The 13,774-nt window shown below is 70.0% G+C and carries 15 protein-coding genes; 5 read left to right on the top strand and 10 right to left on the bottom strand.

All coding sequences use genetic code 11. The annotated features are described in order from the left end of the window. The first annotated feature begins 10 nt into the window (after window positions 1–10). From ACZ46S_RS08205 to ACZ46S_RS08190, 4 genes are read left to right on the top strand one after another with little or no spacing between them, the layout of a single operon-like run. Window positions 11–763 carry a F0F1 ATP synthase subunit A gene (locus ACZ46S_RS08205; RefSeq protein ID WP_464064093.1) on the top strand — a complete coding sequence of 251 codons (753 nt, stop codon included), beginning with the start codon at window positions 11–13 and terminating at the stop codon, window positions 761–763. Window positions 764–822: 59 nt separating this feature from the next. Continuing rightward, window positions 823–1,059, top strand: coding sequence for an ATP synthase subunit C family protein (locus ACZ46S_RS08200; protein ID WP_008495604.1), 237 nt, complete (start codon window positions 823–825; stop codon window positions 1,057–1,059). Window position 1,060: 1 nt separating this feature from the next. Continuing rightward, window positions 1,061–1,630 carry a F0F1 ATP synthase subunit B family protein gene (locus tag ACZ46S_RS08195; RefSeq protein WP_464064092.1) on the top strand — a complete coding sequence of 190 codons (570 nt, stop codon included), beginning with the start codon at window positions 1,061–1,063 and terminating at the stop codon, window positions 1,628–1,630. A gap of 3 nt (window positions 1,631–1,633) precedes the next feature. Then, complete coding sequence (locus tag ACZ46S_RS08190) at window positions 1,634–2,146, top strand: F0F1 ATP synthase subunit B family protein (protein WP_464064091.1); 513 nt, start codon at window positions 1,634–1,636, stop codon at window positions 2,144–2,146. An 86-nt stretch (window positions 2,147–2,232) separates the two neighbouring features. Here ACZ46S_RS08190 and cobF read toward each other — a convergent pair whose 3' ends face one another. The 5 genes from cobF to cbiE are packed head-to-tail and all read right to left on the bottom strand — an operon-like array spanning window position 2,233 to window position 6,578. Further along, window positions 2,233–2,979 carry a precorrin-6A synthase (deacetylating) gene (gene cobF, locus ACZ46S_RS08185; RefSeq protein ID WP_464064090.1) on the bottom strand — a complete coding sequence of 249 codons (747 nt, stop codon included), beginning with the start codon at window positions 2,977–2,979 and terminating at the stop codon, window positions 2,233–2,235. Next, the gene (locus ACZ46S_RS08180; protein ID WP_464064089.1) at window positions 2,979–4,283 is read right to left on the bottom strand and encodes a cobyrinate a,c-diamide synthase; all 1,305 of its coding nucleotides are present in this window, start codon (window positions 4,281–4,283) and stop codon (window positions 2,979–2,981) included. The genes cobF and ACZ46S_RS08180 overlap by 1 nt, the downstream gene beginning before the upstream one ends. Continuing rightward, window positions 4,280–5,056, bottom strand: coding sequence for a precorrin-4 C(11)-methyltransferase (cobM, locus tag ACZ46S_RS08175; RefSeq protein WP_464064088.1), 777 nt, complete (start codon window positions 5,054–5,056; stop codon window positions 4,280–4,282). The genes ACZ46S_RS08180 and cobM overlap by 4 nt, the downstream gene beginning before the upstream one ends. Then, entirely contained in the window at window positions 5,053–5,403 is a 351-nt protein-coding gene (locus ACZ46S_RS08170) for a cobalamin biosynthesis protein (RefSeq protein ID WP_464064087.1), read from the bottom strand. The genes cobM and ACZ46S_RS08170 overlap by 4 nt, the downstream gene beginning before the upstream one ends. Beyond that, on the bottom strand, window positions 5,400–6,578 hold the full coding sequence (cbiE, locus tag ACZ46S_RS08165; protein ID WP_464064086.1) for a precorrin-6y C5,15-methyltransferase (decarboxylating) subunit CbiE: 1,179 nt from the start codon (window positions 6,576–6,578) through the stop codon (window positions 5,400–5,402). The genes ACZ46S_RS08170 and cbiE overlap by 4 nt, the downstream gene beginning before the upstream one ends. A gap of 41 nt (window positions 6,579–6,619) precedes the next feature. Here cbiE and ACZ46S_RS08160 point away from each other — a divergent pair, with 41 nt between their 5' ends. Further along, complete coding sequence (locus ACZ46S_RS08160) at window positions 6,620–7,375, top strand: cobalt-precorrin-6A reductase (RefSeq protein ID WP_464064085.1); 756 nt, start codon at window positions 6,620–6,622, stop codon at window positions 7,373–7,375. On the opposite strand, the gene cobJ is transcribed toward ACZ46S_RS08160, so the two are convergent. The 5 genes from cobJ to cobN are packed head-to-tail and all read right to left on the bottom strand — an operon-like array spanning window position 7,351 to window position 13,767. After that, on the bottom strand, window positions 7,351–8,085 hold the full coding sequence (cobJ, locus tag ACZ46S_RS08155) for a precorrin-3B C(17)-methyltransferase (RefSeq protein WP_464064084.1): 735 nt from the start codon (window positions 8,083–8,085) through the stop codon (window positions 7,351–7,353). The genes ACZ46S_RS08160 and cobJ overlap by 25 nt on opposite strands. Beyond that, on the bottom strand, window positions 8,082–8,801 hold the full coding sequence (gene cobI, locus ACZ46S_RS08150; RefSeq protein ID WP_464064083.1) for a precorrin-2 C(20)-methyltransferase: 720 nt from the start codon (window positions 8,799–8,801) through the stop codon (window positions 8,082–8,084). Before cobI ends, cobJ begins: the two co-directional genes overlap by 4 nt. A 3-nt stretch (window positions 8,802–8,804) precedes the next feature. Next, window positions 8,805–9,434, bottom strand: coding sequence for a precorrin-8X methylmutase (locus ACZ46S_RS08145; RefSeq protein WP_464064082.1), 630 nt, complete (start codon window positions 9,432–9,434; stop codon window positions 8,805–8,807). Next, complete coding sequence (locus ACZ46S_RS08140; RefSeq protein ID WP_464064081.1) at window positions 9,434–10,531, bottom strand: precorrin-3B synthase; 1,098 nt, start codon at window positions 10,529–10,531, stop codon at window positions 9,434–9,436. The genes ACZ46S_RS08145 and ACZ46S_RS08140 overlap by 1 nt, the downstream gene beginning before the upstream one ends. Further along, window positions 10,528–13,767 (bottom strand): cobaltochelatase subunit CobN, encoded by a 3,240-nt coding sequence (gene cobN, locus ACZ46S_RS08135; protein WP_464064080.1) that lies wholly within the window; start codon window positions 13,765–13,767, stop codon window positions 10,528–10,530. The genes ACZ46S_RS08140 and cobN overlap by 4 nt, the downstream gene beginning before the upstream one ends. Window positions 13,768–13,774: the final 7 nt, after the last annotated feature.

Below are 13,774 nucleotides of genomic sequence, written 5' to 3'. Positions count from 1 at the left end.
GGTAGAACACATGGCGGGACCATCGATCGACGCGCTGGGACAATTCGACCTGACCACCGGTCTGGGGGCCATCGGGCGCGCGGTCAATTTCACCAACTCCAACGAGGCGATGCTGGCGGCCGCCATCATCATCGTCGGCATGTTCGCCATCGGGCTGAAGGCCAAGGCGCTGGTGCCCGGCCGCATCCAGGCGCTGGTCGAGGTGCTGTATGAGTTCGTACACCATATGTGCGTGGACACGATCGGCGAGGAAGGCCGCAAATTCTTCCCGCTGGTCTTCACCATCTTCAGCTTCATCCTGCTCGGCAATCTGATCGGGCTGTTCCCCTATTTCTTCGCCTTCACCTCGCATATCGCGGTGACGCTGGCGCTGGCCCTGTTCGTGTTCATCTTCTCGACCGCGGTGGGCTTCTATATTCACGGCTTCGGCTTCCTGAAATTTTTTGTCCCCGCCGGGGTGCCGGGCTGGCTGCTGCCGCTGCTGGTGCCGATCGAGATCATCTCCTATCTCTCCCGGCCGGTGTCGCTCTCCGTGCGTCTGTTCGCGAACATGACCGCCGGGCACGTGATGTGGGAAGTCTTCGCCGGCTTCATGCTGCTGCTCACCGCCGGGTTCGGCGTGTTCGGCGCCATCGCCTCCGTGGTTCCGCTTGGCCTGAACGTGGCGCTGGCGGCTCTGGAGCTGCTGGTGGCCGGGCTGCAGGCCTATGTTTTCGCCATCCTGACCTGCCTTTATCTGCATGATGCGGTGCATATGCATTAAGGCCGGTCCGGTCTTCCTCGGTTTGCCTCCAAGTTTCTGCTAAAAAAGGAAAAATCTACATGGATCCTCAGTCTGCCGCTCTGCTCGCCAAGGACGTTGGCGCGGGTCTCGCCACCATCGGTGTCGCCGGTGCCGGTGTCGGTATCGGTAACCTGTTCGGCTCGTTCGTCTCCTCCGTCGGCCGCAACCCGGCCGCCCGCGATGCGATGTTCCGCGACGTTCTGCTCGGCTTCGCGCTGACGGAAGCGGTGGCGCTGTACGCGCTGGTCATCGCGCTGGTCATTCTGTTCACCTAAGATGCGCCGGATCAGCACCGCTCTGCTGCTGGCCCTTGCCCCCTCCGCCGCGCTGGCCGAGGGCAAGATGCCGCAGATGGATTTCTCCAACCCGCTCACCCTTGATCAGGTGGGCTGGATGGCGGTCATCTTGGTGGTGCTTTACCTCCTGCTTTCGCGCTGGGGCCTGCCGCAGATGGGCAAGGTTCTGGAAAACCGCGCCGCCATCATCGCCCGCGACCTGGCGGCGGCCCGTGCCGCCAAGCAGGATGCAGACCGGGCGGTGGCGCTGTTGACGGCCACGCTGGCTTCCGCCCGGGCGAATGCCCAGGCCGAGGTGGCGAAGGCGGTCGCGGACGCGAAGGCGCAGGCTGCCACCAAGGCAGCGGCGCTGAACGCGGAGCTGGAGGCCAAGCTCGCCGAGTCCGAAGCCCGGATCGAGGCGGCCCGCGCCTCTGCCATGGCGGCGATCAAGCCGGTCGCGGCGGAAGCGGCTTCCGAGATCCTGCTCAAACTCACCGGCGCCGTGCCGGAACAGAGCGAGCTGTCGCAGCGTGTCGAAGACGCGCTGGCGGCCCGCAAGGCGGCCTAAGCGATGCAGTATGACGCTCTCCAAGCCCAGTTCTGGGCGCACGGAACCTTCTGGGTCTTCATCGCCATTGTCATCTTCGCGGTCATTGCCGGCCGCAAGGTGCTGCAGGGCATTGGCGGCCTGCTGGACGCCCGCACCAAGGCGGTGCAGGCGGCGCTGGACGAAGCCGCGCAGCTGAAGGCCGAGGCCGAGGCGATGCTGGCGGAAGCCAAGCAGAAGCAGGCCCAGGCCCAGGAAGATGCCCGCCACATCCTGGCCACGGCACATGCCGAGGCGCAGCGTCTGGCGGCCGAGCTGGCGGCCGAGGCGCAGGCCACCGCGCAGCGGCGCGAGAAGATGGCGCTGGAACGCATCCAGGCCGCCGAATCCGCCGCGGTGAAGGAGGTTCGCGCCGCCGCGATCGACATCGCCACCGCCGCCTCCACCGCCTTGCTGCGCGACAGCGTCAGCAACGATACGGATGCGGTGCTGATCGACCATGCGATCAACGCGCTGCCGAAGGCGCTGCGCGGCTGACGATTGGCCGCGCGCCGGCCGCATCGAGACCATCCCAGACAGACCATCCCAGACGGGGCGTTTCCGCAAGGAACGCCCCGTTTGTTTTACCCGGCCGTCTTCTTCAGCAGATACACATCCATGATCCAGCCATGCGCCGCCCGGGCGGCGGCGCGGGTGGCGATGATCTCTGGCCCGATTTGCGCCAGCGCGCCCTGGCGGATGATCTGCTCCGCCATGCCCAGATAAGCGCCCCACCAGATCGAAATCCCCGCCGGGTCCAGGCTCTGAAAGGCGCAGCCGCCATCGAGCATCACCACCAGCGTATCCACCCCGGGCGGCCAGCCCTGTTCGCGCAGCTGCCGCCCGGTGGTGATGAGAAAGGGCGCGCCGATTTCATTCAGCACAATTTCATGCGCGGCGGTGAGCGCCTGGATCGAGGTGATGCCGGGGATCACCTCCACCGGCAGCGCCAGCCGCCCGGCGATGCGCAAGGTGGAATCGTACAGCGACGGATCGCCCCAGACCAGCAGCGCCGCCCGCCCGCCTTGCGGCAGGGCGGCGTTCAGGACGCCGCGCCAGCATTGCGCGATCTCGTCATGCCAGTCCTCGACGCGGGCGCGGTAATCAGGGGTGGCCTCGTCGCGCACCGGCAGGTCGAACTCCACCAGCCTGGAGGCCGGGTTGGTGATCACCTCGGCGCAGATCCGCCGGCGCAGCGCCGCCAGATCTTCCTTCTGCGCGCCTTTGCGCGGGATCATCACGATGTCGGCGGCGTTCAGCGCTTTGATCGCCTGCAAGGTGAGATGATCCGGGTTGCCGGTGCCGATGCCGATTAAGACCAGGCTGTGCATCAGCCCTCCAGCCGCGAGATCAGATGGAAGAAGCTGCCGCTGACCAGCCCCCGGCGGGAGCCGGTTTCGGGCACCGGGCTGGCTTCGGCATCGCGCACCTCTGCCAAGGGCGCGTCGGGCTGGACGAGGATGGAGGCGTAGTGGAATTCATGCCCGGCCAGATGTGCACCCGCCTCCTGCCCAGGCATCGCCGCCAGCAGCCGGGCGCGGCGATAGCCGAGATGCATTTTGCGTTTGGCGAAGCTGGTGGCAAGGCCGAGCAGCCCGGCCATGGCGTGGCGCTGGCCTTGCGCATCCTCCAGCGTTTCGCCCAGCACCATATAGCCGCCGCATTCGCCATGCACCGGCCGGGTCTGCGCGAAATCCCGCAAGCCGGCGCGAAACCGCCCCGCCGCCGCCAGGGCCCCGGCATGCAGCTCCGGATAGCCGCCGGGCAGCCAACAGATATCGGCGCTGGGGTCCGGCGCCTCGTCGGCCAAAGGCGAGAAGGGCAGAATTTCCGCCCCCGCCGCCCGCCAGCCTTCCAGCAGATGCGGGTAGAGAAAGGAAAACGCCGCATCCCGCGCCAGAGCGATGCGCTGGCCGGGCGGGCGGGGCAGGGGGGCGCTGGCCGGCAAAGCCTGCCCGGCGGCGGCGTCCAGCAACCCGTCCAGATCGCAATATTGGCTCACCAGATCGGCGGCTTTCTCCAGCAAAGCCTCCAGCTTCGGCAGCTCCTGCGCCTGCACCAGCCCGAGATGGCGCTCCGGCACCCGCACATCCTCCTGCCTGGGCAGCGCGCCGAACACACGCAACCCGGCCTGCGCCATGCCGGCGCGCAGCAGCCTTTCATGGCGCGGGCTGGCGACGCGGTTGAGCACCACCCCGGCCACCTGCATATCCGGCCGGAAGCGCGCCAGCCCGGCGGCGATGGCCGCCGCCGTCTGCGCCTGGCCGCGCACATCCAGCACCAGCAGCACCGGCCAGCCGGTCAGCGCGGCGATCTCGGCCGATGCGCCATGGCCGCTGGCGCCTTTCAGCGCCACCCCGTCGAACAGCCCCATCGAGCCCTCGGCCAGCGCCAGCTCCGCCCCGGCCGCGCGTCCCACCAGCGCGCCGATCTCCCCCGCCCCCATCGCCCAGCTATCCAGATTGAAGCAGGCGCGTCCGGTGGCGGCGGCGAGAAAGGCGGGGTCGATATAATCCGGGCCGGATTTGTAAGGCTGCACCGCCACGCCCAGCCTGGTGAAGGCGCGGGCGAGGCCAAGGCTCAGCGTGGTCTTGCCCGCGCCGGAGGCGCTCGCGCCGATCAGCAGCCCTTTCATTCCGGAAACCGTGGCGCCGGGCCGGTGGGGCGGTAGCGGCGGTCATAATCCGGGGCGTAAAGCCGCGAGCGCGCGAACGTTTCCGCCCCCAGCACCCGCCCGACCAGGATCAGCGCCGTGCGGTCGATCTCCGGCTGCATCTTCGCCTCGATATCCGCCAACGTGCCGCGCAGCACGATCTGATCCGGCCAGGAGGCGCGCCAGATCACCGCCACCGGGCAATCCGCCCCGTAAAACGGGGTCAGCTCGGCCACGATATCCGCCAGGCGATGGATGGAGAGATGCAGCGCCAGCGTCGCCCCCGTCGCGGCGAAGGCGGCCAGACGCTCGCCTTCGGGCATCGGCGAGGCGCGGCCGCCCAGGCGCGTCAGCACCAGAGATTGCGCGATGCCCGGCAGGGTCAGCTCCGCCCCCAGGCTGGCGGCGGCGGCGGCGAAGGCGGGCACGCCCGGGGTGACATCATAGGCGATGCCCAGCGCCCGTAGCCTTTGCAGCTGCTCGCTCATGGCGGACCAGACCGAGAGATCCCCCGAATGCAGCCGCGCCACATCCAGCCCCTTGGCGGCGGCCTCCTGGATTTCGGCGATGATCTCGTCCAGCGAGAGGCGGGCGGTGTTCACGATCCGCGCCCCGGGCGGGCAATGCGCCAGCACGCCTTCGGGAACCAGCGAGCCGGCATAGAGGCAGACCGGCGAGGCGGCGATCAGATCCCGCCCGCGCAGCGTCAGCAGATCCGCCGAACCCGGCCCGGCCCCGATGAAATGCACGATCATGGTTCGTCCTTTTCCGCAATCGCCGCCATCGCCAGCCTGTCCGGCGAGGCCACGCGCGGGCCGAGCAGACGTGCCCCAGGCCCCGCGGCATAGAGCGCGCAGGCCTCCGCCAGGCTGCCCACCCCGTAGCGCGCCAGCGCCCGGGCGGAGCGGCTCAGCGTCTCGATGCCGGTCAGCGCCGCCGGGGTGAGGGCGATCACCGGCACATCCAGCTCCGCCGCCAGCTCGGCCAGCGCCTCGGGCCGGATCCCGGCCAGGGCCTGCACCTCGCCCCCCGCCGCCGCCAGCGCGGCGCGCAGCGAGTCCGTGCGCACGGCGGCGCGCATGCCAAACCCCGCCACTCTCATAACGTGACACTCCATTGCACGATCGGCCGGGCCGGCACCCAGCCGCGCTTGCCCCCCAAAGGCGCCGCCTCGGCCAGCTCCAGCCGCAGCAGCGAACCGCCTTTCGCCGCCGACCAGGCGGTGAGCAGCGCCTCGCTCTCCAGCGTCACCGCATTCGCCACCACCCGCGTGCCGGCGGGGGCCAGCGCCCAGAGCCGTTCCAGCAGCGCCTGGCTGGCGCCGCCGCCGATGAAGATGGCATCCGGCCGCGCCAGACTCTCCAGCCCGTCCGGGGCGCGGCGTTGCAGCAGGTGCAGGCGCTGCGCCACGCCGAAGCCAGCGGCGTTCTCCATTGCCCGGGCGGCGCGGGCGGCATCCGCCTCCACCCCGCTGGCGCGCGAAGCCGGGGCGGCCAGCAGCCATTCGATGGCGATGGAGCCCGACCCCAACCCGATATCCCAGAGATGCTCGCCCGGCCGTGGCGCCAGGGCGGACAGCGTCAGGGCGCGCACCGGGCGCTTGCTGATCTGCCCGTCATGGGCGAAGAGCGAATCCGCCAGCCCCGCGCCGCGCGGCAGGCCCAACGCCCCGGCCACCTCAACGGCCACGGCCACCGGCGATGCCCCCGGCGCAATACCCGCCATCTCGGCGGCGCTGGCCTGGGTGATGTGCTCGCGCGCCCCGCCCAGCGCCTGCAGCCGCCAAAGCCGCGACTCTCCAAACCCCAAATCGGTCAGATAGGCGGCAAAGCCGGGCACCGAAGCGCCGTCCCGGAGCAGGCAGATCAGCTTGGCGCCACGCTGCAGATGCGCCCGCGCCAATGCGAATGGGGCGGCATGCAGCCCGAGGCAGGTTGTTTCCTCCAGCCGCCAGCCCAGCTTCGCGGCGGCCAGCGCGAAGGTCGAGGGGGCGGGCAGCGCCACCCAGTCCTCAGCCGGCAGCGCCTGCGCCAGCAAACTGCCGGCGCCGAACCAGAACGGATCGCCCGAGCACAACGCCACCACGCGCATCCCCCGGTATGCCAGCAGCGGCTCGATGCAAAATGGCACCGGCCAGGGCCGCCCCCTCTCCCCGGCCTGCGCCAGCGCCAGATGCCGCGCCCCGCCGAAAATCAGCTCCGCGCGTGCCAACGCCTCGCGCGCGGCGGCGGAGGGGCCATCCTCGTTCAGCCCGATGATCGTCAGCCAGGCGCTCATCCCCTTGCCTCCTGACCTTGGGTCGCGGCAGAAGCGCCGCCATGCAAGGCCCGACCATATTGCTGCTCGGCGGCACCAGTGAAGCCAGCCAGATGGCGCGGGCTTTGGCCGAGGCCGGGCTGCGCGCGATTTTCTCCTATGCCGGGCGTACCGAAGCACCCCGGCCGCAGCCGATCCCCACCCGCATTGGCGGCTTTGGCGGGGTGGCGGGGCTGGCGGATTATCTGCGCGCCCAGGGCATCACCCATCTGATCGACGCCACCCACCCTTTCGCCGCGCGGATGAGCCGCAACGCCATCGCAGCCTGTGCGGCAACCGGGGTGAAGCTGATCGCCCTGGAACGCCCGGCCTGGCAGGCGGCACCCGGCGATACGTGGCAAAGCCTCGCCACGCTGGAGGATGCCGCCGCCGCGCTGCCGATGAGCCCCGCGCGCGTGTTCCTGGCCATCGGCAAGCAAAATCTTGATCTCTTCGCCGCCCGCCAGGCGCATTTTTATCTGCTGCGGCTGGTGGATGCGCCGATCACCCCGCCGCCTTTCGCCGATTGCGCCTGCGTGATCGATCGCGGCCCGTTCAGCCTGGCGAATGATCTGGCGCTGCTGCGCACCCATCGCATCACCCATCTCGTCGCCAAGAATGCCGGCGGGGCGGGGGCATCCGCCAAGCTGGAGGCGGCGCGGGCGCTGGGGATCAAAATCCTGATGGTCGAGCGCCCGGCGCTGCCCGCGCGCTTGACGGTGCAAAGCCCGGAGGAGGTGCTGGCCTGGCTCGCTCATGGCGCCGAACGCGGGGTGTAGACGAAGCGGCCAACGCGTTTCGTCTGGCTGTTGCCGAGCAGCACGATGCTGCGCATATCCGCCATTTCCGGCGTCGCCTCGGCCAGCGTGACCACGCTGATCCGCTCTTCCGGCGTGCTCACCGCGCGGGCGAAAATCATCAGCCTTTCCGGCTCGCATTCCTCGCGCAGCACCGAAAGCGCGCGGCCAAACCCTTCGGGCCGGGATTTCGAGCGCGGATTATAGAAGCCCATGGCGAAATCCGCCTGTGCCGCCAGCCGCAGACGTTTTTCGATCACGGGCCAGGGTTTCAGATTATCGGAGAGATTGATCGCGCAGAAATCATGCCCCAAAGGCGCGCCCGCTTTGGCGGCGGCGGCGAGCATGGCGGTGATGCCGGGCAGCACGCGGATCTCCAGCCCGGCCCAGCCCGGCTCCTCTTCCAGCACCTCGAACACAGCCGCCGCCATCGCGAACACGCCGGGATCGCCGGAGGAGACGATCACCACCCTTCCCCCCGCCTGCGCCAGGCGCAGCGCGTGGCGGGCCCGTGCCAGCTCCTCGCGATTATCGGACGGGTGCAGGGCCAGCCCCGGGCGCGGGGCGATGCGCGCCACGTAAGGGATATAGCCGAGCACATCGCTCGCCTGCGCCAGCGTGGCGCTCACCTCCGGGGTGATCAACGCTGCATCCCCCGGCCCCAGCCCGGCAATGGCGAGCCAGCCGCTCATGCCCGGTTGCGCCCGCCATGGGCGAGCACGATCGCGAAATACGGGCAGTCCCCCTCCTGCATTTCCGCAACCCGCGCGATGCGCTGCTGGGCGCTGGTGCCGTGCGCCACCAGAACCGCCTCCTCAAGCCGCCCGGCATCCGCCAGGGCGGCGCGGATTTTCGGCAGATTGCGGCCGGTTTTCATCACCACGAAGGCATCGCTCTCGCCCATGCGCCGGGCCAGCTCCGCCTGTGGGAGCGTGCCGGGGAGGATGGTGAGGATGTCATTGCCCCAGGTGATCGGCGTGCCGGTGGCAGTCCAGCAGCCGGACATGCCGGTGATGCCGGGGATCACCTCGATTTCGAGTTTGCCCTGCAGCCGCACATGCAGATGCATGAAGGAGCCGTAGAAAAACGGATCGCCCTCGCACAGCACGACGATGTCGCGGTCGCGCGCCAGCGCTTCCAGCCGCGCCGCCCAATCCTCGTAAAATCCGTGCAGGGCGGCGATATATTCGGGGCTGTCGGCGGGCAGCTCGGTGGTGACGGGATATTCCATCGCATATTCCACGCAGCCCGGGGCCAGCATGCCCTGCACGATGCGCCGCGCCTGGCCTGGCCGCCCGGCCTTGCGGAAATAGGCGATATAGGCCGCGCCCTGTACCGCCTTGGCAGCGCGCAGGCTCATCAAATCCGGATCGCCCGGCCCCAGGCCGGCGCAGATGATCTTGCCCATATCCTATTCCGCCGTGCTGGCGATGGCGTTGATCGCCGCCACCGTCACCGCCGAGCCGCCGAGCCGCCCGGCGACACTCAGCGCCGGGCAGGGCGGGGCCGCCATCAGGGCGGCCTTGGATTCGGCGGCGCCCACGAAGCCGACCGGGCAGCCGATGATCGCCGCCGGGCGCGGGCAGGCAGGGTCTTCCAGCATGTTGAGCAGATGGAACAAAGCCGTCGGCGCATTGCCGATCGCCACCACCGCGCCGGCCAGCTCCGGCCGCCAGAGTTCGAGCGAAGCGGCGCTGCGGGTATTGCCCATCTGTTTGGCTAACGCCGGCACGCGCTCATCCTGCAGCGTGCAGATGATGCGGTTATTGGCGGGCAGACGCGGGCGGGTGATGCCCTCGCTGACCATCCGCGCATCGCAGAGAATCGGCGCGCCCTGCCGCAAGGCGGCCCGCGCCGCCTCGACCATACCGGGGGTGAAGCCCACATGCGCCTCCAGCCCGACCAGCCCCAGCGCATGGATCATCCGCACCACCACGCTCTCCTCGGCGGCGGAGAAGCGGGCGAGATCCGCCTCCGCCCTGATGGTGGCGAAGGAGTGGCGGTAGATGGCGGCGCCATCGGTTTCATAGAGATGCGGCATTACGGCGTTCCAAAGACCCGCCGGGGGTGGCTGAGCAGCGCCGCCGGGTCAAGCCCCGGCCCGTCATTCAGGTGAAACCCGTCAGGGCCGGCGATGAGGGTGAAATCACATTTTCCCGGATGCGCGCACAGCTTGCCGCAGCCCGAGACATGCAGGGTTTTTCCCGGGGGCAGATGCGCGGCGAGGGTGCTGGCCAGAGCGCGGGTGGGGGCGAAGCCCTCGGCGCAGCAAGGCGCGCCGGTGCAGGCGAAGATAAGCTGCAACGGGTCATCCGCGCCGATCAGCCCCGGCAGGGCGGGCAAGGCCGTGAGACCCGGCAGATAGAGGGCGCGCCAGGGGGTGAGCCGCAGCTCCGGGCTGAGCCCGGCCAGCGCGGCGAGGCTTTCCACCGGCAGCTCGCCAAAGGCAAAGCTGGCCAGGGGCGGTATTTGGCTGGTTGTTGCGGCGGGGGCGGCGTTCAGCCCTGGCGGCAGGGCGCCGCTGCGCAGCAGCCCGCGCATCCGCCCGCGCCCGCCCGGCGCGCCGCCTTGGGCGAGAAACCACGCCGCTAGGCGGCGCATCGCCGGAATCGCGGTTTGCGCCGTCACCGCCTCGCCCAGCGCCGCGCCATCGGCACGCACCAGCAGCCCGCCCGCCTCGTCGCGCTCCAGCCGGATATCGGCGGAGATGGCGGTCAGGACAGGGGCTGGGCCGGTATCGAGGGCGAAGCCGAACTTGCCCGGCAGGCGGGGGAAATCCGGCAAGGCGGCGGTCAGCTCTTCGGCCCATTCCAGCGTGCCGTCGCCGTCCCGCCAGAAGGGGGTGAGCAGGATGTTGCGTGCCTGTTCCTGGGCCGCGTCCGCATCCAGCAGACCCAGCGCCTCCAGACCCGCCATGACGATTTCGTAGCGCTGCGATTTAACCCCGCGCCATTGCAGATTGGCGCGCGAGGTCAGCGCCAGATGGCTTTGCCCCTCGGCCCGCGCCAGCGCCGCCAGCCCTTGCGCCTGCGCCGCGCTCAGCCGCCCCAAAGGCGGGCGGATGCGCAGGATCAGCCCGTCCGCCGCCTGCATCGGCCGATGCGCGCCGGGGCACCAGCCTTTCACCGTCCCGCTCATAAAGCCGCCAGAATTTCGTTATTGCGCGTCGCCCACAGCCCGGCGTCGCGCAGCCGGGTGAAGACATCGCGCAGCCGCGCCAGGGCGGCGGGGTTTTGCGCCTCCATGAACGCCACCACCTCCGGCTGGCCCAGCGTGGCGGCGAAATAGAGGTCGAACAGATGCCCGGGCACGTCGCGGGTGAGGTTGGCGAAGGCGGCGAGATGGTCGAGGGTCGCCGCCAGCTCCGCCCCGCCGCGAAAGCCGTGGCGCAGCATCCCCGCCACCCAGGCCGGGTTGGCGGCACGGGCGCGCACCACCCGGGCGATTTCCTCGCCCAGCAGCCGGGCGCGCGGGGCTTCCGGCCTGGTGCTGTCCAGATGATAGAGCGGCGGCGCGTTCAGCCCCATCTGTGCCAGCGCGGCGACGATGCCGCCCTCCTGCGCCGCGTAATCGGCGGCGAGCAGCAGATCCGTCTCCGGCAGGTCCTGGGCATGCACGAAACCATCCATGCCCGCCAGACGCGCGCGCAGCGCCTCGGGGGTTTCCTGGGCGATGCCATCCGTGCCGATCGACCAGCTCGCCCCCGCCAGCCAGGCCTCTCCGGCGGCGGCCCGGGCCTCTTCGGTGAAGATCGTCGGCGCCTCGCCCATTTGCAGCCCGTACTGGCCGGGGCGCGGGGCGAAGATGCGCGGGGTTTCGTGGATATAGGGGTTTTCGCCCGGCGCTTCCTCGCGCGCGGCCAGCGCCTGCGCCCCGGCGGCGAAAAGCTGGGCGAGATGGGAGAACACGTCCCGGAACAGGCCGGAGAGGCGCAGCGTCACATCGATGCGCGGGCGGCCGAGCAGTGCTGGGGGCAGGATCTCGAAGCCCGAGACCCGGCCGCTCTCCTCCCAAAGCGGGGCGAGCCCGGCCAGGTGCAGGGCCATGGCGAATTCCTCGCCGGCGGTGCGCATCGTCGCCGAGCCCCAGAGATCGACCAGCAGGCTTTTCGGCCAGTCGCCTTGCTCCTGCAGATGCCGGCGCAGGATTTCCTCGGCCAGCTTCACCCCTTGCGCGTGGGCCGCGCGGGTGGGCACGGCGCGCGGGTCCAGCGCGAACATGTTGCGCCCGGTGGGCAGCACATCCGTCCGGCCGCGCGCCGGCGAGCCGGAGGGGCCTGGCGCCACCCGGGCCCCGGCCAGGGCGGCCAGCAGCCCGGCGCGCTCCTGCGCCCCGCAGGCGCCGGTGGCGAAGACATGCAGCCCGTCGCCGAAGCGGCTTTCCTTCAGATCGCAGACAAACCGGTCGATCCGGGTGATCGCCTCGGCCAGGGAGGCGTCCCGCGCCAGGCCGAGATCGCGCTCCACCCCGCGCGCCTGGGCTTCTTCGCGGATGGCGGTGATCAGCCGGGTCCGCCTGGCCGGGTCCAGCCCTTCGGCGGTGGCGTATTCGTCCAAAAGCGTCTCCAGCCGGGTGAGATGTTCCGGCACCACGGCGTCCGCCAGTGGCGGGGGGAGATGGCCGATCGTCACCGCGCCGAGGCGCCGCTTCGCCTGCGCGGCCTCGCCGGGGTCATTGACGATGAACGGGTAGATGACCGGCAGCGCCCCGGTCAGCGCTTCCGGCCAGCACGTCTCCGAAAGCGCCACACTCTTGCCCGGCAGCCATTCCAGCGTGCCGTGCGCGCCGAGATGGATCAGCGCGTCGATATTTTGCGCGCGCAGCCAGAGATAGAAGGCGACATAGGCATGGCAGGGGATGGCGGAGAGATCGTGATATTCATCCTCGCGCCCTTGCGCCCGGCCACGCTCGGGTTGCAGGGCGATCAGAACACTGCCTGACTGCACCACGGGAAAATGAAAATCGCCGTTTTGCGCCAGCGCGTCAGCCTCCGGCGCGCCCCAGCCTGCCTCCAGCGCGGTTTGCAATGAGGCAGGAAGCGTCTGCAACGCGTCTCTGTAGGCCGCCAGGGGCCAGCTTATGCTGCTGGTTTTGAGACGCTGGGGCAGCTCCGCCAGCGGCGCGGTATAATATCCGGCTTCCTGCAAAATCCCGAGAATTTCATTGGCACTTTGCAGCGCGTCCAGCCCCACCGCATGCGCCATCTGGTCCGGCCGGCCGGGATAGGTGGAGAGGATCAGCGCGAACAGGCCGGTCTGGGGGATGGAGCTGCCAAGCTGTACCCAGCTGGCCACCCGCGCGGCGGCGGCTTTGAGGCGCGCTGCATCCGGCTGATGCAGCATCCGGGCGAATTGCAATTCCTCGTCATAGACGCTGGCGGCTTTGAAACTGATGACGCCGAGGAAAAGCCGCCCGTCAATCTCCGGCAGCGCGACATGCATGGCGAGGTCCGCCGGGGAGAGGCCGCGCGCCGAGGCCGCCCAATCCTCCTGCCGTGCGGTGGAGAGCGCCACCTGGAACACCGGCACGCCCGGCCCGTCCAGCGCCGTGGCGCCATCCTCGCCAGCCGCCGAAAAGGCGGTGGCGTTGACGATGGCGTCGGGGCGGCAGGCGGCCAGATGCGCGGCGACAAAGCCCGCCGCCGCCGGGGCTTTCAGCGAGGGCACGAAAATCCCGTAGGAATCGAGGCCCGCATCATGCAGCGCCAGAATCAGCCCGTCCACCGCCGCCATGTCCCAAGCGGCGAGATAAGAGCGGTAGAACAGCACCGGCACGCGCGGCGGGCCGCCCGGTTCAAACGCCGCGACGATGCCGGTTGCGGGATGGTAGATGCCGCATTCCGGCAGCGGCGCGGGCGGGGGGGCGTCCTGCGCGCTCAGCCCGGCCTCGCGCCCCAGCAGGGTGAGCGCGCCGAGTGCCGCTTCCGGCCCGCCGGCCTCGCACAGCCGGCCCAGCGCGGCCAGGGCTTCGGCTGATACCGTGGAAAACCCGGCCAGTGTCGCATCCGGCCGGCCATCGCCGGGCAGTACCGCCAGTTTCAGGCCGGTGCGGGCCGCCAGCTCCCGCAGCCCTTCCAGCCCGTAAGCCCAATAGCCCTCGCCGCCGATCAGCCGGACCAGCACGGCCTTTGCCGTGGACAAGGTCTGTTCCAGATACACATCCACCGAAACCGGGTGGCGAAGCCGGGCCAGATTGGCCAGGCGCAGGCTGGGCAGGCGCAGCCCTCTGGCCCGCGCCCCGCGCCAGCCCGCCGCGAAGGCGCCGAGATCGCTGTCCGAGAAGGAGAGCACCGCGATCTCGCCGGGCGACTGCCCGAGATCCTGCGGGGTCTCCGCCTCCTCCAGCCCGTGGCTTTCGCGGAAGACGATATGCATGGCGGCG

It is taken from the genome of Acidocella aluminiidurans, assembly GCF_055383125.1.
Note: the sequence above shows the minus strand (reverse complement) of the source record. Positions and strands in the feature narration are given on the sequence as shown.